Source organism: Micromonospora sp. U56, from assembly GCF_018070095.1.
GTDB lineage: Bacteria > Actinomycetota > Actinomycetes > Mycobacteriales > Micromonosporaceae > Micromonospora > Micromonospora purpureochromogenes.
In genome coordinates this window covers 23040-44575 of the sequence record NZ_JAGPYL010000051.1, presented here as the reverse complement: position 1 = coordinate 44575, position 21536 = coordinate 23040, and the positions used below count along the sequence as shown (strand labels likewise).

Sequence of the window (21536 nt, the reverse complement as noted above, 5' to 3'; positions counted from 1 at the left end):
CCCCGCCCCCGCCGCCATCGTCGCCCCCACCCGCCCACCGCCCCGCATCACCCCGGATGTCCGCGCAATTACCGGGAAAGAGTGGCTGTTCCGCCTCGGACAGCCACGCTTTCTCGGAAAGTGCGCCCAGAGGGTGGCGGGGGGTGGCGGGGGGTGGGATTGGCGGGGGTGCGGTTGGTAGGCGGGCCGGTTGACGGGTAACCGTCGCGGACCACGTCAGGGGCACGCCCAGAGGCCACCGCACGGGGGAGTGCAGCGCACATGGGCATTGGTAGCGGAATCTTTCTCATCGCGCTGGGCGCGATCATGACCTTCGCCATCCGGGCCAACGTCTGGTGGATCGACCTGCGCGCGGTCGGCTGGGTGTTCATCCTGGCCGGGTTGGCCGTACTGCTCACCACGCTCTGGTTCTGGCAGGACCGGCGCAAGCGGGCACGCACGCTGATCGTGGAGGAGAACCGCCTGTCCCATCCGACCGCGATGATGCCGCCGCCGCCCGACCCGCCGCCGCCCACCGCGCCGCCGTCCTGACCCGCCGCCCGCGCTGCCGTCCACGCGCTGCCTGCCCCTGAGGTGCGGTCCGGGAAGGCGTACCGGCTCTCAGCCGCGGGCGGTGTGGCGGTTCACGATCGCCGCGCCGCCCGGTGCCAGGTCCGTCCAGGGCGTCGCGGCCCGGTGCACCACCAGGTCGGTGGTCCGCAGCCCCTCGGGATCCGCCCGTTCCGGGTCGAGCAGCGCCGAGAGCAGCGAGATGCCGGGATTGTGGGCGATCAGCAGGACCGTCCGGGCCGTCGGCTCGGCCGCCCGGACCAGGGCGAGCAGTTCCTGCGGGTGCGCCTCGTACGCGGTCGGCTCGTAGCGCACCACGGGTGACGACCCCGCCGGTCCCCCTTCCGGCGGGGATCCCGTCATGCCCATCGCCACGTCGTGCCAGGTCTGCCGGGTACGCCGGGACGACGAACAGAGCACCACCTCGGGCAGCAGGCCGTGCCGGGCCAGCCAGGCTCCGGCGGCGGCCGAGTCGGCGTGCCCGCGCGCGGTCAGCCGGCGTTCGACGTCCGGGGCGTCTCCGGCGGGTAGTTCGGCCTTCGCGTGCCGGAGCAGCACCAGGGTCCGTTCCTCGGCGTGGGCGTCCGTCATGCGCCCAGCTTGCCTGATTGGCGATCGGAGCGCCTGGGTAAGTCGATGTGTGCCGCACGCTCACCGATGGCCGCGGCGGTCGGATACGCCAATGGACATGCCAAGGAGGCGACATCATGGGCATCGGTGCCAGCATCTTCCTCATCGCGCTGGGCGCGATCTTCGCGTTCGCCATCGACGCGAACCTGGGATGGCTCAACCTGAACGTCGTCGGCTGGGTGCTGATGCTCGCCGGCGTCGTCGGGCTTTTCACCACCCTCTACTTCTGGAACACCCGCCGCCGCACGGTGGTGGCCACCCCGGTGCGCGAGGACCGGGTGGCCACCGACCGGGTCGTGCCGGTGCAGGACGACCGGGTGGTGCGGGAGGAGTACCGCGAGGTGCGCCGCCCCGGTTACCCGACCTGATCCCCGCGCGCAGACGTCGGGGCCCCGCAACGGTGCGGGGCCCCGCAACGGTGCGGGGCCCCGCACCATGTCCGGCCGGGCCGGCGGGCGGGCTTCGGGCTCAGGCGAAGAGCGCGAAGTAGATGGCGATGTGGTGGCAGAGCGCCGCGAGCAGGGTGCAGGCGTGGAAGAACTCGTGGTGGCCGAAGACGGTGGGCCACGGGTTGGGCCGGCGCAGCGCGTAGAAGACCGCGCCGACGCTGTAGATCGCACCGCCGACGGCGAGCAGGACCAGCGCGGTCACCCCGCCCTCGTGCAGGATCTGCGGCAGCATCGCCACCGAGACCCAGCCGAGCGCCAGGTAGAGCGGCGCGGACACCCACCGGGGCGCGTGCGGCCAGACCAGCTTCAGCGCCACGCCGGCCAGCGCCCCGCCCCAGACCACGCTGAGCATGATGGTGGCCATCCGGCGGTCCAGCAGTAGCGCGCAGAACGGCGTGTAGGTGCCGGCGATGAACACGAAGATCATCGCGTGGTCCAGCCGGCGCATGATCTGGTAGCCCCGCTCGGACCACACCCGCCGGTGGTAGAGGGCGCTGGTGCCGAAGAGCCCGCAGACGGTGAGGCTGTAGATCAGGCAGCTCACCAGGGGTGTCCAGCCCGGGCGGGTGGCCGCGATCGCGCACAGGACGATGCCGCAGACGAGCGCGACGAAGAACGCGTAGGTGTGCAGCCAGCCGCGCATCCGGGGTTTCCCGATGTCGACCGGCTTGAGCCGGAGCGGTGCGGAGGTGGTCACGGATACAGGTTACGGCACCGTAGGTTACCTGCGGGTAGTGCGTCTGGTCACCGCCGCGTCGCGCGGGCGCGGGCCTGTGGTCGTCGGATCGATCGGGGAGGATGGCGGGATGCGGATCCGACCCGTCGGCCGACACGCCCTCCTGCTCGACTGTGACGACCCCGGCCAGGTGGAGGCGTGGCGCGCCGAGCTGTGGCGCCGCCGCGCCGCCGGTGAGCTGAGCGCCGTCGAGATCGTCCCGGCCGCGGCGACCGTCCTGCTCGACGGCGTACCGGACCCGGCGGCGGTCGCCGCGCGGATCGCCGGGTGGACCGCACAGCCGGTCGCCGGCCAGGCCGCCGTCGAGCAGGTCGAGGTCCCCACCGGGTACGACGGGGAGGACCTGCCCGTCGTCGCCCGGCACTGGGGCGTGACCGTGCCCGAGGTGGTGCGACGGCTGCGGGAGACCCCGTTCCGGGTGGCGTTCTGCGGCTTCGCGCCCGGGTTCGCGTACCTGACCGGGCTGCCGCCGGAGTGGGCGGTGCCCCGGCTGCCCAGCCCGCGTACCCGGGTGCCGGCCGGGTCGGTGGCGCTCGCCGGGCCGTACGCGGGGATCTACCCGACCGCCTCGCCGGGCGGGTGGCTGCTGGTCGGGCGCACCGAGCTGACCCTGTTCGACGTGCACGCCGACCCGCCGGCCCGGCTCACCCCGGGCACCCGGGTCCGACTGGTGAACGTGTGATCGACGTGATCGAGGTACGCCGGGCCGGCCCGCTCACCACCGTCCAGGACCTCGGCCGGCTTGGGTACGCGCATCTCGGCGTACCCCGGTCGGGGGCGCTGGACCCGGCGGCGCTGGCGCTGGCCAACCGCCTGGTGGGGAACCCGGTCTCCGCCGCCGGCCTGGAGATCACCCTGACCGGCTGCGAGCTGCGGCCGACCCGCGCCGTCACGGTCGCGGTGACCGGGGCCGACGCCGACGTCCGGGTGGGCCGGCGACCGGGTGACGTGGGCCGGCCGCTCGCGGTGCCGGCCGGCGCGGTGCTGCGGATCGGGCCGGCCCGCGACGGGCTGCGCAACTGGCTGGCGGTCAGCGGCGGGATCGCGGTCGAACCGGTGCTCGGCAGCCGCGCCACCGACACCCTCTCCGGCCTCGGCCCACCACTGGTACGCGACGGCGACCGCCTTCCGCTCGGCCCGTGGCCCGGGCCGCCGCCACCGGTGGACGTGACCGTCGGCCGGCCCCCGACCGGCGAGCTGCGGCTGACCCTGCGCCCCGGGCCACGGGCCGACTGGTTCACCCCGGAAGCGCTCGACCGGCTGCTCGACACCCCGTACACGGTCAGCCCGGTGGGCGACCGGGTCGGCGCGCGACTGACCGGCGCGCCGCTGCCCCGTGCGGTGGCCGGTGAACTGCCCAGCGAGGGGATCGTGCTCGGCGCGGTGCAGGTGCCGGCCGACGGCCAGCCGCTGGTCTTCCTGGCCGACCACCCCACCACCGGCGGGTACCCCGTCATCGGGGTGGTGGACGACGTGACCGCACTCGCGCAGGCCCGGCCAGGGACTACGGTGAGGTTCCATGGACCTCAACGCTGACCTCGGCGAGGGATTCGGCATCTGGCGGCTCGGCGACGACGACGCGCTGCTGGACCTGGTCACCTCCGCCAACGTCGCCTGCGGCTTCCACGGCGGTGACCCGTCGACCATGCGGCGGGTCTGCGCCGCGGCGGCCGATCGCGGGGTGGCCATCGGCGCCCAGGTCGGCTACCGCGACCTCGCCGGCTTCGGCCGCCGGCGCATCGAGTACGCCTTCACCGAGCTGCGCGACGAGGTCACCTACCAGCTCGGCGCCCTGGACGCGTTCTGCCGGCTGTTCCGCACCCGGGTCCGCTACCTCAAGCCGCACGGCGCGCTCTACCACGCGGCGGCCGTCGACGAGTCGCAGGCCGCCGCCCTGGTCGCCGCCGTCAGCGGGTACGACGACCAGTTGCCGATCCTCTGCGCCCCCGGCTCGAGGCTCGCCCAGCTCGCCGTCGGGGCGGGCCTGCGGGTTATCGCCGAGGGCTTCGCCGACCGGGGCTACCTGCCCAACGGCTCACTGGTGCCCCGCACCGCGCTCGGTGCGTTGGTCACCGACCCGGAGGAGGTGGCCGCCCGGGCCGTACGGATGGCCACCGAGCGCACCGTCGTCGCCGTCGACGGCACCGTCATCCCGTGCGCGGTCGGCTCGATCTGCCTGCACGGTGACACCCCGGGCGCGGTCGCCTCGGCGGCCCTGGTGCGGGCCGCGCTGCTCGACGCGGGCGTCACCCCGAAGCCCTTCGTCTGACGTCCCGGCCCCGTGGTGACCGGATCCCCGCCGCCGAGGCCACGGCCCGGGGCGGGGCGAGCTGAGGGCGCCGACGCTCAGGCGTCCAGGCCGCGCAGCACCAGCGGCAGCCGGGTCGCGCCGCCGTCGACCACCCGCACCGGTACGCCCCAGTCCTGCCGGGTCAGGTGGCAGGCGGCGTGCTCGACGTCCTTGTCGCAGGTGGCCGCCTGGGCGGTCACCTGGAGCACCCCACCGGGCACACCGCCGTCGATCACCAGCCGCCGGGACAGGTCGGTGCTGGTGCCGGCCCCCTCGATCAGCAGCTCCGGCGGGGAGGCGGAGACCACCACCCGGGTCGACGGGCCGTACGTCTCGTCCAGCTTCTGCCCGGGCGCGGGCGTGAAGATCACGTCGAGGGTCAGCTCGCCGGCCGCCACGTCCGTCGGCTTGCGCTCCACCTGGTGCCGGGGGCCGCCCACGGTGCTCGCCCCGGCCGCCGTGAGGGTGCCCGGCGCCAGCCGGGTCAGCCGGTGCGCGGACGACTCGACCACCAGCACGTCACCGTCGGCGGTGAGCACCACGTCGCTCGGCTCGGCCAGGCCGTCGGCCACCGTGGCGACCTGGTCGGTCGCCGGGTCGAAGCGGCGCACCGCGCCGTTGTAGGTGTCGGCGATCAGCACCGAGCCGTCCGGCAGCGCGCACACCCCGAGCGGGTGCTGGAGCAGCGCCCGGTCGGCCGGGCCGTCCACGTGGCCGAAGTCGAAGAGGCCCTGCCCCACGGCGGTGGTCAGCACGCCGTTCTCGACATAGCGGATCGCGCTGGTCTCGCTGTCGGCCACCCAGAGCCGGGTGCCATCGGCCGAGACGGAGAGCCCGGAGGGCTGGGCCATCCACACGTCCGGCAATGGACCGTCCCGCAGCGCCTCCACCGTGGTGCCGGCGTACATGCCGGCGGTGCGGCGGATCGGGTCGAACCACCAGAGCTGGTGGATGCCGGCCATCGCGATGACGACCTTGTCGTCGTACCAGGCCAGGTCCCAGGGGGAGGAGAGGTCGACCGAGAGCGCGTCGTGCGCGTGGTCGTCGACCGAGGAACGCCACTGCCGGCCGGTGCCGGCGACCGTCACCACCTCGCCGGTCGCCAGCCGTACGCCGCGCAGCAGGTGGTTGACGGTGTCCGCGACCACCAGGTCGTAACCGGCCACCTCGGCGACGTGCGCGGGGAGCAGGCAGAGCCCCTGCGGCTCGGCGAAGCTGGCCGCGTCGGCCGGTCCGTCGGCCCGGCCCCGCTCGCCGGAACCAATCCGCCGGACCAGGCTCTCACCGTCGGGGGCCAGCTCGGCCAGGGAGTGCCGGGCCGAGTCCGAGACCAGCAGGTTGCCACCGTCGAGCACCACGGCCTTGCCGGGGAAGCGCAGGGTGGTCTCCGGCTCCGCCGGCGGGACGTACGGGCCGTCGCCCCGGTGCAGGGTGCCCTTCGCCGTGTGGGTGGCGACCAGGTCGTCGACCAGGCGGGTCAGCCCCTCGGCGTGGCCCTCGCCGGCCATGGTGGCCACCACGTACCCCTCGGGGTCGACCACGGCCAGGGTCGGCCAGGCCTTCGCCGCGTACTGGTCCCACATGTCCAGCTCGGGGTCGTCCAGCACCGGGTGGTGCACCCCGTACCGCTCGACGGCGGCGGCCAGCGCGTCCGGGTCCTTCTCGTGCTCGAACTTCGGCGAGTGCACGCCGATCACGACGAGCACGTCGGCGTACTTCTCCTCCAGCGGGCGCAGCTCGTCGAGCACGTGCAGGCAGTTGATGCAGCAGAAGGTCCAGAAGTCCAACAGGACGATCCGGCCGCGCAGGTCGGCGAGCTTCAGCTCCCGCCCACCGGTGTTCAGCCAGCCCCGACCGTGCAGCTCAGGAGCCCGTACGCGTGCGCTCATGACCCCAGTCTGCCGGATGCCGGGTCGCCGACACGGCGTGACCCCGTGCGTGGTCGATCACGCCACAGCGGATACGACGGCGGGGCCACGGATCACCGTGGCCCCGCCGTCGAGACGCGCTACTTGGTGGCCGGCTTGAGGCAGAGCACCCGGTCAGTGCCGCTGCCCGGCAGCACCACGTGCGGCTGGACCGGGTCGGCGCACTTCTCCTTCGCGTCGACCTTGGAGACCACGGTGAACGCGCCCTGCTCGCCGCAGTCCGCCTCGGCCGCCCCGTTGCCGGACTGCTTGATGCAGGAGCCGACGGCCGGGTTGAACGGGGCGGGCTCCTCCTCGCCGCCGATCTTGCCCAGCAGGCTGAGCAGGCCGAGCGGGACGGCCAGGATCAGCACCGCCACGATCAGCACCATGGCCAGCACCCGGCCGTTGCGGACCTTCGGCGCCGGCTGCTCGACCTTCGGCTCCGGGTCCGGCTTGAACGCGTCGAAGCGTCCCTGCTCGGGCTCCGGGTCCTGGTGCCAGGCGCCCGGACCGGGCTGGTTGGCCGGCGGGAAGGGCTGGCCGGCGGGCGGGAACTGCTGACCCGCCGGCGGGAACTGCGGCCCGGCCGGCGGGAACTGCGGCCCGGCCGGCGGGAATGGCGGCCCCGCCTGCGGGAACGGCGCCGTGCCGCCGCCGTGGACCGGGTCGTGGGCCGGGTGGCCGTAACCGGGGACCGCACCGGCGGCCGGACCCCCGGCCGGGCCGGCGCCGAACGGCTCGGCCGGGCGGTCGCCGGGGCCATGCGGGCGCGTCCCGTTCATCGGCCGGTTGTTGCTGGCCGGGTCCGCGAAGGCCGGGATGGCGCCCGGGAACGCCGGCGGCGCGGCGGGCGAGGTGGGCGGCGCGGACGAGGGAGCCTCGGGGCCGAAGCCGGGCTGGCCGGACGCCCGCTCCGGCTCGTCGAAGCGCCGCCGGTCCTGGTCCTCGTACCGCTGCTGGTCCTCGTACCGCTGCTGGCCATCGAAGGACTGCTGGCCGTCGAAGGACCGCTGGCCATCGAAGGACCGCTGGCCGTCGAACGGCTGCTGGTCGGCGAAGCGCGGCGGGGAGTCGTGCTCGGCCTGCTGGCCGTCGTACTCCTCGACCGGCTCGTCCACCGGCTCCGGGCGGGCCGGCCGGCCATACACCCGGGGCTGCGGGGCACCCGTGGCGCCCGGCCGCAGGGCCTGGTCGGTCGGGGGCATCACTCGGCTGGCCAGCGGCACCGACGCGCTCGCCGACGCCCGCCCGGCGGCGGACTCGTCGGCAACCGGCACGGCGGCGCGCCCGGCCCCGTCGGCCTCCGGCGAGGTACGCGGCCCGGGCACCACCGGCCCGGCCGGCGACTGCGGCTCCTCGCCAGGGCCCCAGCCCGACCGTTCCGGCTCGTACGCCGACGGCGCGTCCGCACGCCCGGCCGGCTCGAAGGAGGACTGGTCGGCGGCTCCACCGAACTGGGCCGGCGGGGCGTAGTCGGCCGGCGGCGCGGCGGCCAGGCTGGCGCCCGGCACCCGCTGCTCCTGCGGCGGCAGGGGCACCGCGTTGGCCGGCGAGATGCCGGGCGCCGGCGCCGGCTGGTAGATCGGGGCCTCGTCGGCGCGCTGGGGCTCCCAGGCGTCCCCGGCCGGTCGCTGCGCGGGCGGGGCATCGGCGCGGCCCCAGGCCTCCTCGGCCGCCCACGGCTCGGCGTCCGGCACCGCCGGGCGGTCGGCACCGGCCCGCTGCGGCGGATTGTCGGCGTCCGCTCCCCAGGCCGGCGGGCTGCCCGGGACCGTGACGGACGCGGTCGCCCGGGCGGGCTGCTCCGGGGGCGTCCAGCCGCCCGACTCGGGTCGGTCGTCCTGTCCGGGCACGGCGGCCGCGCCCCAGGAACCGGCACCATGGGCCGACTCCTCCGCGGCGGGCCAGTCGGCGCCCGGTCGCTGCTCCTCGCGGGCCGGCGCGGCACCGCCCCAACCGTCGGCGGCCTGCTGCTCCGCGCGGGCCTCCCAGTGGGCTGGCGCCGGTGCGCCGGCGGCGTCCCACGCCTGCGGCGACCGCTCGTCCGCCTGCGGCACGTTGTTCCACCCGCCGGCGGCGGCGTTGTCCGGGGCGGCGGTGTTCCAGCCACCGGAGCGGGCGGCGTCGTCCTGGCCGCCGGTGTTCCACCCGCCCGAGTGGGCCGGGTCGTCCTGCGGCGGGCGGGCGGCGTTCCAGCCGCCGGAGCGCGCCGGGTCGTCCTCGGTGGACCATCCGCCGGCTGCCGGGGTGTCGTGCTGCGGCACCTGCGCGGCGCCGCCGCGCGCGCCGGTGTCGGGCTGCGCCCACCCGGGCACGGCCTGTTCCGGCTGCTGCGGCGGCACGGGCACCGAGGCGCGGCCGGCGGATCGGGGGGCCTCGTCCGGGGTGGACGCTGCGTTCCACCCACCGGAGCGGACGGCGTCGTCCGGTGGCGGCTGGGTCTCGCCACCCCAGCCGTCGGCCTGCTCCTGGGGCGCGGCTGCGCCGTTCCAGCCGGTGGACTGCTCGTGCTGCTCGGCGCCGACGTGTCGACCGCCCGAAGTGGACGCCTCGTGGGACGCGACTCCGCCGGCGTTCCAGCCGCCGTTGCCAGCAGCGTCCTGGTCCTGGCCGGGCGTGCCGGCGTTCCAGCCGCCGGAGCGGGCGGGGTCGTCCTGGGCCGGGGTGTTCCAGCCGCCGGAATGGGCCGGCTCGTCGTGCTGCGGCGCGGCGGCCCAGCCGTTGGCGGCCTGGTCCTGCTGCCCGGCGTTCCAGCCGCCGGAGGCGGCCGGGTCGGCGGACGCGGGCGAGGCGTCGGTCGGCTGGGGCACCCGGGCGGCGCCACGGGCACCGGAGTCCGGCTGCGCCCACGCCGGGGCGGCCTGCTCGGGCTGCGCCCAGGCGGGCTGTGCCGGCTCGCCCGGCCCGGCGGGCTGGCCGGGTACGGAGGCCGCCGCCCAGGCGGCGGCGGGCTGGTCGGACTGGGCGGCCCAGGCGGGCTGCGGCGCTGCCCACTGGCCGGGCTGTGCCGGCTCGCCCTGCTGCGGCACCTGCGCGGCGCCCCACGCCGGGGGCTGGTCCTGCGCGGCGGCCCAGGCCGGGGCGGCCTGCTCCGGTCGGCCGGCCGGTGGTGGTGGCGCCCAGCCCAGGTCCGGGGCGGCGGGGTTGCCGTAGCCGGTCTCCTGCTGCGTCTGCCGGTCGCCGTACGGCGCCGGTCCACCGGCGCCCGGCGGCACCTGGTCCGGCTCCTGGCCGGGGCGGTGCTGGCCCTCGGACGTCATGGGTGCGCCTCCTCCATCACATGTCGGCCGCCGATGCCGTCCGGGACCGGGCGGCGGGCTCGCCGGTGTCGCCGGCGAATCGGCCGTGCGGGTTCCCCGCACCGTATCCGGTGACCGCGCGGGGCGTCCGGGGAGCACCGGGCCGTCACTCCGCGTCGCCGGGCGGTGGCGATCGGCTCTCATCCGGCTCGATCGGGTCCCGGGTCGGCGGGTGGCGACCGTGCCCCACCGTACCGGGCGTCCGGTCGAGGTGGAATCCCGGTCTTGAGGGCCGGTGTCAAAGCCCATGGCCGGCTGCGGCGGCCCAGACGACGACCGGCTGCGTTGGAGATTGGTCCGGATACAGCACCGGTATCCGGACCTTTCTCCGCCGTGCCGGCTCGCCGCCCGGACTCCGCCTCGGCCCGACCGAGGGCTTTGACACCGGCCCTACCGGCCCGGAAACGCCGATGACCCGCCCGGGTGCCCCGGGCGGGTCATCGATCTGGAGGAGGTGAGGAAAGTCTGTGCCGCGTCAGCTCATGTGGCGCTGGGCGATCGCGAGGATCTCCTCGCGCACTGCGGGCGAGTTGGCGGAACGAAGCGCGTGCTCGATCGCGCGGGCGCGGCGGGTGGCGTCGCGGTGGGTGCGGATGCGCTCGATCATGCTCATGGTCTCTCTCCTCCGACTATTCGGTTGTCAGCCCCTGATGTCTCTATTTAAGCGCAAGACGCCGCCAACTTCCATCGATTATTAGGTGAGCTGAGACACCCGCCTACGATTCGTAGGCCAGGAAGGGCAAATGCCGAAGTTTTCTTCGTGCAATAGCAACGGCCGGTGTGCCGGGCGTTCACCCTGGGCACACCGGCCGTGGCTGGTGTCGTGGACGGTCAGGTCCAGGCGAGCAGCGCCGCCTCGGGGTCGGCCAGGAAGTCCCCGAGGTCGCGGAGGAACTTCGAGCCCAGCTCACCGTCGATGATCCGGTGGTCGAACGACAGGCCCAGCGTGGTGACCTGGCGCGGCTTCACCTTGCCCTTGTGCACCCACGGCATCTCGCGGACCGCGCCGAAGGCCAGGATCGCCGACTCGCCCGGGGGCAGGATCGGCGTACCGGTGTCCACGCCGAAGACCCCCACGTTGGTGATCGTCAGCGTGCCGCCCGACATGTCGGCCGGCGAGGTCTTCCCCGCCTTGGCCGTCTGCACCAGGTCGGTCATCGCGTCCGCCAGCTCGCGCAGCGACAGCCGGCCGGCGTCCTTGATGTTCGGCACGATCAGGCCGCGCTCGGTGGCCGCCGCGATGCCCAGGTTGACGTAGTCCTTGACCACGATCTCGTCGCCGGCCCAGGTCGAGTTGACCATCGGGTGCCGCTTGACCGCCAGCAGCACCGCCTTGGCGACCAGCAGCAGCGGCGAGACCCGCACGTCGCGCCACTCCCGCCGCTCGCGCAGCCGGTCCAGCGCCTTCATCGCCCGGGTCACGTCGACGGTGAGGAACTCCGTCACGTGCGGGGCGGTGAACGCCGAGCGGGACATGTTCTCGGCGGTGAGCTTGCGTACCCCCTTGACCGGGATGCGCTGCTCGCGGTCCGCGCCGAAGCTCGCGGCCGCCGTGGCCGGGGCCGTCACCGGCAACGGCTCGGCCGCCGCCGGGGTCCCGCTCGCCGCCCGCTGTACGTCCTCCCGGGTGATCGAGCCCAGCGGGCCCGAGCCGGTCAGCGTGGCGAGATCGACGCCGAGGTCCTTGGCGAGCTTGCGCACCGGCGGCTTGGCCAGCACCAGCCCGCCGGCCCGCCCGTTGCCGTTCGCGCCCGGCGCCGGCGACACCGGCGCGGCCGGCGTGACCGGAGCGGGCGCCACCGGAGCCGGCGCGGCCTGGACCGGCGCGGCCGAGGCCTGGGCCGGCGCGGCCGAGGCCTGGGCCGGCACCCCACCCTTGCGCGGGCGGCGCTTGGCCGCCGTGGTGCGCGGGCCGTAGCCGACCAGCACGGCGGTCCGCCCACCCGGGGCGGGACCGCCGATCAGGCCCGGCTCGACCGCGCCCTCGGTCGGGGCCACCTCGACCGCGGCCAGCGAGGCCGCCGACGGGGTGGGCAGCGCGGAGGCCGGCGCACCGGTCGTCGACTCCTCGATCGGCCCGGCGCCCGGGTCGGTGTCGATCGCGATGATCGGCGTGCCGACCTCGACCGTGGTGCCCTCCGGGTGGAAGATCCCCTGCACCTGGCCGGCCCACTTCGCCGGGATCTCGACGGCCGCCTTGGCCGTCTCCACCTCGACGATCGGCTGGTTCAGCTCGATGACGTCGCCCACCTTGACCAGCCAGGCGAGGATCTCGCCCTCGGTCAGGCCCTCGCCCAGGTCGGGGAGGTTGAACTCCTTGATCCGTGACATGCCGCTCACCAGCCGAAGGTGCGGTCGACGGCGTCGAGCACCCGGTCGAGGTCGGGCAGGTACTCCTCCTCCACCCGGCTGGCCGGGTAGGGGGTGTCGAAGCCGGTGACGCGCAGCACCGGGGACTCCAGGGAGTAGAAGCACTCCTCGGTGATCCGGGCGGCGATCTCCGAGCCCAGGCCCAGGTTGCCCGGGGCCTCGTGCACGACCACGCAGCGGCCGGTGCGCCTGACCGACTCGTACGCGGCGGTCAGGTCCAGCGGGGAGAGCGTGCGCAGGTCGATGACCTCCAGCTGCCGGCCGTCCTCGGCGGCGGCGGTGGCCGCGTCCAGGCAGGTCCGCACCATCGGGCCGTACGCCAGCACGGTGGCGTCGGTGCCGGCCCGCGCCACTCGGGCGGAGTGCAGCGGGTACGCGTCCGCGAGCGGGGCGTCCAGGTCGACCGGGCCCTTCTCCCAGTAGCGCCGCTTGGGCTCCAGGAAGACGATCGGGTCGTCCGAGGCGATCGCCTGCTGGATCATCGAGTACGCGTCCTGCGGGTTGGCGCAGGTGACGACCTTCAGGCCGGCGGTGTGGGCGAAGTACGCCTCAGGCGACTCGGAGTGGTGCTCGACCGCGCCGATGCCGCCGCCGTAGGGGATCCGGATGACCATCGGGATCCGGACCTTGCCCTGCGAGCGGTAGTGCATCTTCGCCACCTGCGACACGATCTGGTCGTACGCGGGGTAGACGAAGCCGTCGAACTGGATCTCGCAGACCGGGCGGAAGCCGCGGATGGCGAGGCCGACCGCGGTGCCGATGATGCCGGACTCGGCCAGCGGGGTGTCGATCACCCGCTGGTCGCCGAAGTCCTTCTGGAGCCCGTCGGTGATCCGGAAGACGCCGCCGAGCTTGCCGACGTCCTCGCCCATGATGACGACCTTCGGGTCGTTCTCCAGGGCCTTGCGCAGACCGGTGTTGAGGGCCTTGCCGAGGGTGAGCGTCTCCGTGGCCATCAGTGGGCGCTCCCCTCGAACGACTCCATGTACTTGCTGAACTGCGCCCGCTGCTCGTCGAGCTCGGGGGACCCGGTGGGGTAGACGTGGTCGAACATCGACACCGGCTCGGGGTTGGGCATGGCGAGCACCCGCTCGCGCAGGTGCACCGACTCGGTGCGGGCCTGCTCGTCGACCGAGGCGAAGAAGTCCGCGTCGGCGATCTGCTGGTTGGTCAGGAACGCCTTCATCCGGGCGATCGGGTCCTTGGCCTGCCAGGCCTCGACCTCGCTGGCGATCCGGTAGCGGGTCGGGTCGTCGGAGGTGGTGTGCGCCCCCATCCGGTAGGTGTACGCCTCGATCAGGCTGGGGCCCTGGCCGAGCCGGGCGTTGTCCAGCGCGTGCCGGGTCACCGCGTACGAGGCGAGCACGTCGTTGCCGTCCACCCGGACGCCGGGGAAGCCGAAGCCACCCGCGCGCTGGTAGAGCGGGACGCGGGTCTGCCGCTCCAGCGGCTCGGAGATGGCGTACTGGTTGTTCTGGCAGAAGAAGACCAGCGGCGCGTTGAAGACGCTGGCCCAGACGAACGCCTCGTTGACGTCGCCCTGGCTGGTGGCGCCGTCGCCGAAGTAGGCGATCACCGCCTCGCCGTCGTCGGTGCCGGTCTTGCCGTCCATGGCGACACCCATGGCGTACCCGGTCGCGTGCAGGGTCTGCGCCCCGATCACGATCGTGTACATGTTGAACTTGAACTCGTTCGGGTCCCAGCCGCCCTGGTCGACGCCGCGGAACAGGCCGAGCGGCATGATCGGGTCGATGCCCCGGCAGTAGAGGACGCCGTGCTCCCGGTAGGTCGGGAAGGCCATGTCCTGGGTACGCAGCGCGCGCCCCGAACCGACCTGTGCCGCCTCCTGGCCGAGCAGGCTGGCCCAGAGGCCCAGCTCGCCCTGGCGCTGCAGCGCGGTGGCCTCGGCGTCGAGCTTGCGGACCAGCACGAGGTCGCGGTAGAGCCCGCGGTACTCCTCGTCGGTGAAGTCGACGCGGTACTCGGTCCCGTCCGGGCCGATCGCGCTGTCGATCCGCTCACCGGTGGGGGTGAGCAGCTGTACGAGTTCCGGCTCGCCCGCCGCGGCGGTGCGCTTGGACCGGGGTGCGGCCCGCCGGCCGCGGCTGGTGACCCCGGGGTCGCCCTTTGCCATCCGTCTCTCCCTGTCGTGTCTGCGTCGGCGCCGGGGGTGACCCGTCCGCGCAACTCGTACGCCGGCCCGGCCGGTGCCGGGCTGGTTCCTGGCGGCCGCGCCTAGCCCCGGTGAGGGTTGCCGCGCGGCGGTGAGCCGGATTCGGGGAGGAACCCGGTTCGGGAGCCGGCGCCGAACCGCGCCTGCCGCGGGGTGCGCGGAGGCCGGCTGCGTTGCCGTCGTGCCTGAATGATTGCAGAGGAGGTGAGCGGTCCCACAGTATGGCCTCCCCCACCGGTCCCGTTCCGTCGTCTTCGCGACGCATCGACGTATTTGTCCCTTGGAAGATTCACGGCGACGGACATTTTGTGTGTCGACACGCTGTGGTCCCTGGTGAACTGAGCGTCACTGGTCCAAGCTGACCTGGGTGCTGGCAGGGCGTTTCAAGCCGTATGTCCGTTTAGAAAGCCTGCCGTTGCCCGGTTGCTCAAAAATCGACGAGGGAGTTCTGCGGTGTCCGAGTCAGGTGACGGTCCTCCCGCCCCCATGCTCGGCCGGCACCGCTCCGGTGGCGGCTACCGGCGGATGATCGGCGCGCACCGCGCCTCCGGACCGGCCGGTCCCGGCCGCGGCTACCTCTTCACCGTGGCCCTGCTCGCCGGCACGGCGTCCATGCCGATCCTCGCCGCCTTCAGCACCGGCTCCGCCACCGTCGGCAGCAGCGCACTCCCCGACGGGAGCACCCCGTTCCTGCCCACCCCCTCCGCCGGCCCGGTGGTGGTCCCGCTGCCCGCCACCGGCCAGCCCGCGCCGCCGTCCGCCGGGCCCGGGGACCTGCCGGCCGCCGTCCCCGGCGCGGTCAGGTTGATCCCGCTGGGGCCGCCGCTCCCCGCGCTGCCCGCGGCCGCGCCGGCGGCACCGGCCCCGGCCGCTCCCGGCTCGGCCCAGCGCCCGCTGCCGCCGCCCCCGCCCACACGGCCCACCCCGCCCGCACCGGGCCGGACCGCCGCACCGACCCCCGCACCCCGCCCCACGCCGGCCGGCTCGCCGACCCCCGGGCCCACCCCGACCGGGGAGCCGAGCAGCACCTTCTCCGAGCCGCCGCCGGGCCCGACGCCCACCGTCAGCGCGGAGCCCACCACCACCAGCTCGCCCGAGCCCTCGCCCGACCCCGAGCCGTCACCCGAGCCCGAGCCGTCGCCCGACCCCGAGCCGTCGCCCGAGCCGACCGTGACCCCGACAGCCGCGCCGACCGTGGCCCCCACCCGTACCCCGCCGCCGCCCCCGTCGCCGGCCGCCGGGCCGCGCCCCGCCGCCACGGTCACCACCGGCGGCCCGCGTCGGCGTCCGGCCGCCCGCCCGCCGGTCCGACCGCCCTCGCCCACCGCCCGTCCGCCGAAGTTCCCGGCCGCCACCCCGAGCCCGGCCCCGCAGCGCCCGGCGGCACCCGCGCCGACCAGCCACGACGCCCCGACCCGGACGGTACGGTGACGGGCGACGCCAGCTGACCGGGCCGTACGCCCGCCGCCGGCGCAACCGGCCCGCGGCGGGGCCGGACGGGACGGATCGGGGACGGGGAGCTGAACGGGATCGACGGGGGCGGCGACGAGGGTGGACTCCGCCGGGTCGTCGTACCGCCCGGAGCCCTGACCCGGCTGGCCCGGCTGGTGACCGAGGTGACCGCCCCCGCCGTCCTGGTCACCCTGCTGACCGTCGCGGTCGGCTGGCACGGCGCCGGTGGCGCGCACGGGCTGGGCTGGGCGCTGCTCGCCTCGGTCTTCGCCAGCGGCATCCCGTTCGCGTACATCCTCGGCGGGGTGCGGCGTGGTCGCCTGACCGACCACCACGTGGGCGTCCGCGACCAGCGACGCGTACCCCTGCTCTTCGGTCTGGCCTCGGCCGCCGCCGGCCTGGCGCTGCTCGCGGCGCTCGGCGCCCCCCGGTCGGTGCTCGCCCTGATCGCCGCCGGGGTGGTCGGCCTGGTGGTGGCGGTGACCGTCAGCCACTGGTGGAAAATGTCGATCCACACCGCGGTGGCCGCCGGTGCGGTGGTCGTGCTGGCGCTGACCTTCGGCCCCCGGATGCTCGCCGCCGCGCCGCTGCCGGCCCTGGCCGGCTGGTCCCGGGTACGGCTGCGCGACCACACCGTCGCGCAGGTGGTCGTCGGGGGCGTGGTCGGCGGCCTGATCGCCGGCCTGGTCTACGCCGCGCTGCGCTGAGCGCGGCGTGACCGGTCAGGGGGTGTCGTCGCCGAGGCGCTGGCGGTTGGCCTCGATCCAGGCGTCCAGCGCGGCCGGGTCGTCCGGGTCCACCCCGTCCGCCATCAGCTGCGCCACCGCGGCCGTGGCCGGGCTGCGCCGCTCACCTGTGCTGTAGAGCCGGGCGAACTCCGGCACCAGCTCCTCGATCGCCTCGTCGGTCCGGGCGACGGCCTGCTCCGGCAGGCCGCGCCGATGTCCCGCGAACGCCGTCCAGGCGCGCAGCACCCGGGGCAGCATCGCCGCGTCGTCCATGTCCAGCACGGCCCGGCGGTGCACCCAGTCCAGCAGGAACAGCCCCGCCACCGCCGGGCTCCAGCGCAGCGGGTCGGCGTCCGGGAAGCTCGCCGCGTGGTCGAAGAGCAGGCCCAGGCAGAAGTGCAGCGAGGCCAGCTCCGCGTCGCCGTCCAGGGCGTGCAGGCCGGCGCGGGCCGCCTCCGGCGACGCCAGGAAGGTCCGCACCAGCTCGGTGCGCTCCTCCCCGGTGAGCGGCTCGGCGTCCCAGGTCAGCGTGTCCGCCGGCGCGCCGGGCAGCACCGCCAGCCGGGCGCCGACCAGGGCCCGGTCGGTGGCGAGCGAACCCTCGCCGGGCAGGTCACCGAGGTCGTCGGTGACCGTCAGGTGCCGGCTCACCTCGCCGTGCATCCGGGCCGGGTCCTCCTCGCGGAACCAGGTCAGGTCGTCCGTGGCGCACATCTGCCGGACCTGTTCGAGGATCCGCTCGGCGGGACCGCCCACGAAGACGTCCTTGGTGATCCCGATGTTGTGGTCGACGAGCGCCACCAGCGCGTGCTCCGGACCGCCCGTCGCGTCGTCGTAGGCGAAGGTGGCGAGGTAGGAGGTCTGGTCGCCGTACACGTCGCCGTACGACCAGGCGCCGGTGAGGTGCACCCGGCCGAGCTGGCCGGACCAGGCCGGGGCCTGGGTGCCGGGGCGGACCTTCGCGGCGCCCTCCGCGTCCGGCACCAGCGCGGCGAAGACCGACCGGATGGTGGTCGCGGCGGCGGTCCGGCGGCGTGAGGTGGCGGCCAGGAAGCCGGAGACGAACTCCCGTACCGCCCGCTCCCGGTCGGTCTCGGCGATCGCGTAGACGCTGCCCAGCAGGGCGGCGCCGAGCATCTCGGCGTCGAGGGCGGTGTCCAGCCTCGTCACGTCGCGGGCGGCGTGCAGCACCGCGTCGTAGGGGGTCTGTGGCGTGGCCATGGTCCGACCCTACGCCGCGACGGCCGCGGGGACACCCGTGCCGAGGGCGGGCCTCACCGGGCCGCGTCGCGCAGCGCGTCCCTGGCCTGCCCGTACCGGTCTAGGACGGCCCGTACCGGGCTGAGGACGTACGTGTCGCCGACCTCGGCCACCGCGGCGCTGAGGCGCTTCTCGGCCCGTTGCCGGGCCCGCCGGGCCGCCCAGCGGATCACCGGCCGGGTCACCGCGGCCACCAGCAGCCCGGCGAGCAGGCCGCCGAGCAGCAGCAGGGTCGGCAGCGGCACCTCACCCACCCGCGGGTACTCCAGGGCGGGCAGCCCGAGCGCGCGCAGCGCGTAGCCGAGCAGCAGCCAGCCGAGCCCGGCCAGCGCGGCCAGGGTGACCAGCCACTGGACGCCACCGACGAGCCGCCACCAGAGGGGCCGGCGGTCCATGCCCAGGTCGGTGCCGGCGATCGCCCGGTCCAGCGCGTCCGGCAGATCGTCGAGGCGGGACCGGGCGGCGGTGGTGACCGCGTCCGGCCAGGGTGCGGGCAGATGGGCCCCGGACCGGTCGGCGACCGCGCGGATGGCCAGCCCGAGGGCGGACCGCTGGGCGGCGGTCGGGTCGGGCACCGAGGTCGCGGCGACCAGGCTCTCCGCCGGCTGGTCGGCCTTGGCGGCCGGGCCGGGCAGGTGCAGCCGGCGCAGCGGATCCGGTCGCAGCCGACGCCAGCCCCGAACGACCGGCCAGCCGGTCGTGCCGCCGGCCCGGTGCCGGTACGCCCCCTGGACGGCGTCGGCCACCGCCGGCACCCCGGCCGCGCCGGCCAGGGCCCGGTCCAGCGAGCGGACCGCGTCCTCGTCGGGGGCGTCGCGGGGGACGTCCGTGACCACCAGCTCACCCAGCCCCGCCACGACGGCGTCCACGTCGCCGGAGAGCCGGCGCAGGGACGCCTGGCGCTCGGTGACGGCCCGTTCGAGCGCCTCCCGCAGCCCGGTCATGCCGGCCTGGTCGACCGCCGTGGTGGCCAGCAGCGGCACGCCGTCCAGCCCGTCGGCGTCGAGCAGCCGGCGCAGGTCGTCGAGGACCCGGGGCAGCTCGGTCGCGGACAGCCGGTCGGCCTGGTTGAGCACGACCAGGGTCACGTCCCGGTGCCGGTGGAACTCGCGCAGGTAGCTGGTGTGGATCACCCGGTCGGCGTACTTCTGCGGGTCGACCACCCAGACCACCAGGTCGACCAGGCCGAGCAGCCGGTCCACCTCCAGCCGGTGGGACCGCTGCACCGAGTCGAAGTCGGGCAGGTCGAGCAGGACCAGCCCGTGCAGGCCGGTCTCGTCGTCGGCGTCCAGCGCGCTCTCCCGGACGAACCGGTGCCGGGGCAGCACGCCGACCCAGTCGAGCAGCCGGCCGGCCCCGTCGAGCGGGCCCCAGACGCAGGCGTGCGCCACGCCGGTGGTGGGGCGGCGCACGCCGACCGGGGAGAGGTCCAGCCGGGCCAGCGCGTTGAACAGGCTGGACTTGCCGCTGCCGGTGGCGCCGGCGAGCGCCACCACGGTGTGGTCGCGGGAGAGTGCCAGCCGGGTGCCGGCCCGCTCGACCAGGGTGTGCGCGGTGACCAGGCGGGAGTCCGGCACCTGGCCGTCCACGGCGGCCAGGAAGCGGCGTACCGCGTCGAGACGGGCCACCAGGTCGTCGGCGTCCACCCGCTGCTCGCCCCGGAACGCCTCGCGCATCCGGCCGACGATGCCCGTCATCGGCGGTCACCGCCCGGGGCGGGCAGGCCGCGGCCGTCGCCGTCGGCCAGGCCGCTGCGGTGCCGGGCCACTTCGACCCGGGACGCGGCCCGGTGCAGCTCGGCCCCGGCGTCCGCGCCGCGCCGGGCCTCGTCGGTGCGCGTCAGGTAGCGCGCCGCCTCCTCGTCCAGCAGCGCCCGGACCCGGTCCAGCAGGTCGGCCCGGGCCTTGTTGGCGAGGGTACGCACGGCCTGGTCGCCGAAGATCGCCTGGAGCACGGTCTGCGCGGCGACGGTGGTGCCGGCCCCGGTCGCGACCTCCAGGCCGGTCGGGATGAACGCGGTCGAGGCGAAGACGGCGATCATGACGGCGAGGCCGGTGGCGTTGACCGCGTACGCGGCGGTGCGGGCCACGAACCGCCGGTCGCCCCCCTCGGCCTTGACCAGCTCCAGCACCCCGCGCTGCCAGTCCCGGACCAGGCGCTCGGCCCGCTCCGAGAGGTCGTCGGAGGGGTGGGCCAGCCCGGGTTCGAGCAGCGCCGCCCCGGCCGGGTGCGCCTTCCAGGCGGTGTACGCGTGCTCGGCCGCCTCGGAGGAGACCCCGCGCAGCAGGGTGACCAGTTGGGACTCGATGGCGTTGCGCAGCTCGGTGGCGTGCGTGGCGGGGCGTCCGGTCATCGCGGCGACCACCCGGTCGCGCAGCCGGCCGATCCGCGCCTCCAGCGTCCGGAAGAACTCGCCGGTGCCGACGAACTCCTGCCACCGGGCCAGCACCTCGCCGCGGAGGAGTCGGCCGTCCTTGAGCCCCTCCTCCACCGTGCGGTGCGCACCCCGGTACGCGGCCCGGACCCGCTCGTCGAGCGCGTCGGCGGCGGCGACCTGCTCGTCGGCCGCCTCGGCCAGCGCCTCGACGGTCGGGTGCAGCGAGGCGAGCGCGCCGTCCAGCGTCTGCCGGACCACCGCGGCCCGGGCCTCGGCGTCGGCGGCCAGCCGGGAGAACCAGGCGCTCAGCGGCGCGGTGACCTTGTTCGGCAGCAGGCCCTGGCCGTCCACCCACGTCTCGGGCAGGACGAACAGCGGCGCGGCGCCGAGATCCTGCGCGGCGAGCATCTCCGACAGGTGGGCGGCGATCTCGTCGGCGGCCTCCGGAGGCACCCGGTCGAGCACCATGGCGATGGCCGCGCCCCGGGCCCGGGCGCTGCGCAGCAGCTCCCAGGGGACGGCGTCGGCGTACCGGGCGGCGGTGGTGACGAAGAGCCAGAGGTCGGCGGCGGCCAGCAGTTGGCCGGCGAGGGCCCGGTTGGCGTCGACCACCGAGTCGATGTCGGGGGCGTCGAGGAAGGCCAGCCCGGCGGGGAGCGCGGGCGCGGTGACCAGGTGCAGGGAGCGCGGGTCCTCGCTCGGCTGGGTGGTGCGGGTGAGGCCGGGCAGCAGCTCGCCCTGGCGGAACCAGGCGGAGTCGGCCGGGTTGCAGACCAGCACCGGGGAGCGGGTGGTCGGGCGGAGCACCCCGGCGGCGCTCACCCGGGCCTGCACCAGGCTGTTGACCAGGGTCGACTTGCCGGCGCCGGTGGAGCCGCCGACCACCACGAGCAGCGGCGCGTCCAGCCGGGCCAGCCGGGGCAGCAGGTAGTCGTCGAGCTGGTCGGCCAGGGCCGAGGCGGTACGCCGGGCCGGCTCGGCCGACGGCAGGGTCAGCGGGAAGCGGGCGGCGTCGATCGCGGCCCGCAGCCCGGTCAGCGCGGCCGGGAGGCCGTCGGCGGTGGTGCCGGGGGCAGCCTCGGCGGCGTCCGGCGACCCGGTGCGGGCGGCGACGGGGGGCGCGCCGGACCGGGTGGCGGGATCGCCTTTCGTCGTCACCGCTAAAGCGTGCCCGACCGATGCAAGGGAAGACAACCGGACGGTAATAACGGTCGGGTTGCGTCGGGTCGGCTCAACCCCGACTTGCGGATTGCCGGCGGCGTGGCACTATTGAGTCAAGTTCACTCAACTTGTGGTGCGGTCGCTGCGGGCGG

Annotated in this window: 18 protein-coding genes; 7 read left to right on the top strand and 11 right to left on the bottom strand. The window is 75.5% G+C overall.

Translation table 11 applies throughout. The features are described from left to right. The first annotated feature begins 261 nt into the window (after positions 1-261). The gene (locus KBX37_RS18290) at positions 262-531 is read left to right on the top strand and encodes a DUF6458 family protein (RefSeq protein ID WP_067300694.1); all 270 of its coding nucleotides are present in this window, start codon (positions 262-264) and stop codon (positions 529-531) included. Between the two features lie 69 nt (positions 532-600). Here the strand turns inward: KBX37_RS18290 and KBX37_RS18285 are convergent, their stop codons facing one another. Beyond that, positions 601-1140 carry a histidine phosphatase family protein gene (locus tag KBX37_RS18285; RefSeq protein ID WP_210777155.1) on the bottom strand — a complete coding sequence of 180 codons (540 nt, stop codon included), beginning with the start codon at positions 1138-1140 and terminating at the stop codon, positions 601-603. A 116-nt stretch (positions 1141-1256) separates the two neighbouring features. Between KBX37_RS18285 and KBX37_RS18280 the strand changes: the two genes are divergently transcribed. After that, complete coding sequence (locus KBX37_RS18280) at positions 1257-1547, top strand: DUF6458 family protein (RefSeq protein WP_210777154.1); 291 nt, start codon at positions 1257-1259, stop codon at positions 1545-1547. Between the two features lie 100 nt (positions 1548-1647). On the opposite strand, the gene KBX37_RS18275 is transcribed toward KBX37_RS18280, so the two are convergent. Then, the gene (locus KBX37_RS18275; protein WP_210777153.1) at positions 1648-2325 is read right to left on the bottom strand and encodes a hemolysin III family protein; all 678 of its coding nucleotides are present in this window, start codon (positions 2323-2325) and stop codon (positions 1648-1650) included. A 109-nt stretch (positions 2326-2434) separates the two neighbouring features. On the opposite strand from KBX37_RS18275, the gene KBX37_RS18270 reads away from it, so the two are divergent. Genes KBX37_RS18270 through KBX37_RS18260 form a run of 3 tightly spaced genes read left to right on the top strand, consistent with a single transcriptional unit; the run spans position 2435 to position 4633 of the window. Then, on the top strand, positions 2435-3046 hold the full coding sequence (locus tag KBX37_RS18270; RefSeq protein ID WP_210777152.1) for an allophanate hydrolase subunit 1: 612 nt from the start codon (positions 2435-2437) through the stop codon (positions 3044-3046). Beyond that, on the top strand, positions 2944-3900 hold the full coding sequence (locus tag KBX37_RS18265) for a biotin-dependent carboxyltransferase family protein (RefSeq protein ID WP_374103786.1): 957 nt from the start codon (positions 2944-2946) through the stop codon (positions 3898-3900). Before KBX37_RS18270 ends, KBX37_RS18265 begins: the two co-directional genes overlap by 103 nt. Then, positions 3884-4633: a LamB/YcsF family protein gene (locus KBX37_RS18260; RefSeq protein WP_210777150.1), complete on the top strand. Its 750-nt coding sequence runs from the start codon at positions 3884-3886 to the stop codon at positions 4631-4633. Before KBX37_RS18265 ends, KBX37_RS18260 begins: the two co-directional genes overlap by 17 nt. A gap of 77 nt (positions 4634-4710) precedes the next feature. Here KBX37_RS18260 and KBX37_RS18255 read toward each other — a convergent pair whose 3' ends face one another. The 6 genes from KBX37_RS18255 to pdhA all read right to left on the bottom strand — a co-directional run bounded on the left by KBX37_RS18255 (position 4711) and on the right by pdhA (position 14367). Continuing rightward, positions 4711-6543, bottom strand: coding sequence for an NHL domain-containing thioredoxin family protein (locus KBX37_RS18255; protein ID WP_210777149.1), 1833 nt, complete (start codon positions 6541-6543; stop codon positions 4711-4713). A 119-nt stretch (positions 6544-6662) separates the two neighbouring features. Continuing rightward, positions 6663-9824 (bottom strand): hypothetical protein, encoded by a 3162-nt coding sequence (locus KBX37_RS18250; RefSeq protein ID WP_210777148.1) that lies wholly within the window; start codon positions 9822-9824, stop codon positions 6663-6665. Between the two features lie 514 nt (positions 9825-10338). Further along, positions 10339-10476 (bottom strand): hypothetical protein, encoded by a 138-nt coding sequence (locus tag KBX37_RS18245; protein ID WP_170285382.1) that lies wholly within the window; start codon positions 10474-10476, stop codon positions 10339-10341. Between the two features lie 218 nt (positions 10477-10694). Further along, positions 10695-12194, bottom strand: coding sequence for a dihydrolipoamide acetyltransferase family protein (locus KBX37_RS18240; RefSeq protein ID WP_210777161.1), 1500 nt, complete (start codon positions 12192-12194; stop codon positions 10695-10697). 5 nt (positions 12195-12199) lie between these two features. Next, complete coding sequence (locus tag KBX37_RS18235; RefSeq protein WP_088959543.1) at positions 12200-13189, bottom strand: alpha-ketoacid dehydrogenase subunit beta; 990 nt, start codon at positions 13187-13189, stop codon at positions 12200-12202. Then, a complete protein-coding gene (gene pdhA / locus KBX37_RS18230; protein ID WP_179802546.1) occupies positions 13189-14367 on the bottom strand; it encodes a pyruvate dehydrogenase (acetyl-transferring) E1 component subunit alpha in 1179 nt (392 codons plus the stop codon). Before pdhA ends, KBX37_RS18235 begins: the two co-directional genes overlap by 1 nt. Positions 14368-14859: 492 nt before the next feature. Here pdhA and KBX37_RS18225 point away from each other — a divergent pair, with 492 nt between their 5' ends. Next, complete coding sequence (locus tag KBX37_RS18225) at positions 14860-15837, top strand: hypothetical protein (protein WP_210777147.1); 978 nt, start codon at positions 14860-14862, stop codon at positions 15835-15837. 185 nt (positions 15838-16022) lie between these two features. Continuing rightward, positions 16023-16565: a phosphatase PAP2 family protein gene (locus KBX37_RS18220; RefSeq protein WP_307849110.1), complete on the top strand. Its 543-nt coding sequence runs from the start codon at positions 16023-16025 to the stop codon at positions 16563-16565. Positions 16566-16580: 15 nt separating this feature from the next. Here KBX37_RS18220 and KBX37_RS18215 read toward each other — a convergent pair whose 3' ends face one another. From KBX37_RS18215 to KBX37_RS18205, 3 genes are read right to left on the bottom strand one after another with little or no spacing between them, the layout of a single operon-like run. After that, positions 16581-17807, bottom strand: coding sequence for a hypothetical protein (locus KBX37_RS18215; RefSeq protein WP_210777146.1), 1227 nt, complete (start codon positions 17805-17807; stop codon positions 16581-16583). Positions 17808-17860: 53 nt separating this feature from the next. Next, entirely contained in the window at positions 17861-19543 is a 1683-nt protein-coding gene (locus KBX37_RS18210; protein WP_210777145.1) for a GTPase, read from the bottom strand. Continuing rightward, on the bottom strand, positions 19540-21381 hold the full coding sequence (locus KBX37_RS18205) for a GTPase domain-containing protein (RefSeq protein WP_210777144.1): 1842 nt from the start codon (positions 21379-21381) through the stop codon (positions 19540-19542). Before KBX37_RS18205 ends, KBX37_RS18210 begins: the two co-directional genes overlap by 4 nt. Between the last annotated feature and the right edge of the window lie 155 nt (positions 21382-21536).

Bases quoted from the DNA above. Each gene is read 5' to 3' on its own strand.
- KBX37_RS18285 (WP_210777155.1), bottom strand. From the start codon at position 1,140: ATGACGGACGCCCACGCCGAGGAACGGACCCTGGTGCTGCTCCGGCAC.
- KBX37_RS18260 (WP_210777150.1), top strand. From the start codon at position 3,884: ATGGACCTCAACGCTGACCTCGGCGAGGGATTCGGCATCTGGCGGCTC.
- pdhA (WP_179802546.1), bottom strand. From the start codon at position 14,367: ATGGCAAAGGGCGACCCCGGGGTCACCAGCCGCGGCCGGCGGGCCGCA.
- KBX37_RS18250 (WP_210777148.1), bottom strand. From the start codon at position 9,824: ATGACGTCCGAGGGCCAGCACCGCCCCGGCCAGGAGCCGGACCAGGTG.
- KBX37_RS18215 (WP_210777146.1), bottom strand. From the start codon at position 17,807: ATGGCCACGCCACAGACCCCCTACGACGCGGTGCTGCACGCCGCCCGC.
- KBX37_RS18255 (WP_210777149.1), bottom strand. From the start codon at position 6,543: ATGAGCGCACGCGTACGGGCTCCTGAGCTGCACGGTCGGGGCTGGCTG.
- KBX37_RS18290 (WP_067300694.1), top strand. From the start codon at position 262: ATGGGCATTGGTAGCGGAATCTTTCTCATCGCGCTGGGCGCGATCATG.
- KBX37_RS18235 (WP_088959543.1), bottom strand. From the start codon at position 13,189: ATGGCCACGGAGACGCTCACCCTCGGCAAGGCCCTCAACACCGGTCTG.
- KBX37_RS18210 (WP_210777145.1), bottom strand. From the start codon at position 19,543: ATGACGGGCATCGTCGGCCGGATGCGCGAGGCGTTCCGGGGCGAGCAG.
- KBX37_RS18245 (WP_170285382.1), bottom strand. From the start codon at position 10,476: ATGAGCATGATCGAGCGCATCCGCACCCACCGCGACGCCACCCGCCGC.
- KBX37_RS18270 (WP_210777152.1), top strand. From the start codon at position 2,435: ATGCGGATCCGACCCGTCGGCCGACACGCCCTCCTGCTCGACTGTGAC.
- KBX37_RS18280 (WP_210777154.1), top strand. From the start codon at position 1,257: ATGGGCATCGGTGCCAGCATCTTCCTCATCGCGCTGGGCGCGATCTTC.
- KBX37_RS18240 (WP_210777161.1), bottom strand. From the start codon at position 12,194: ATGTCACGGATCAAGGAGTTCAACCTCCCCGACCTGGGCGAGGGCCTG.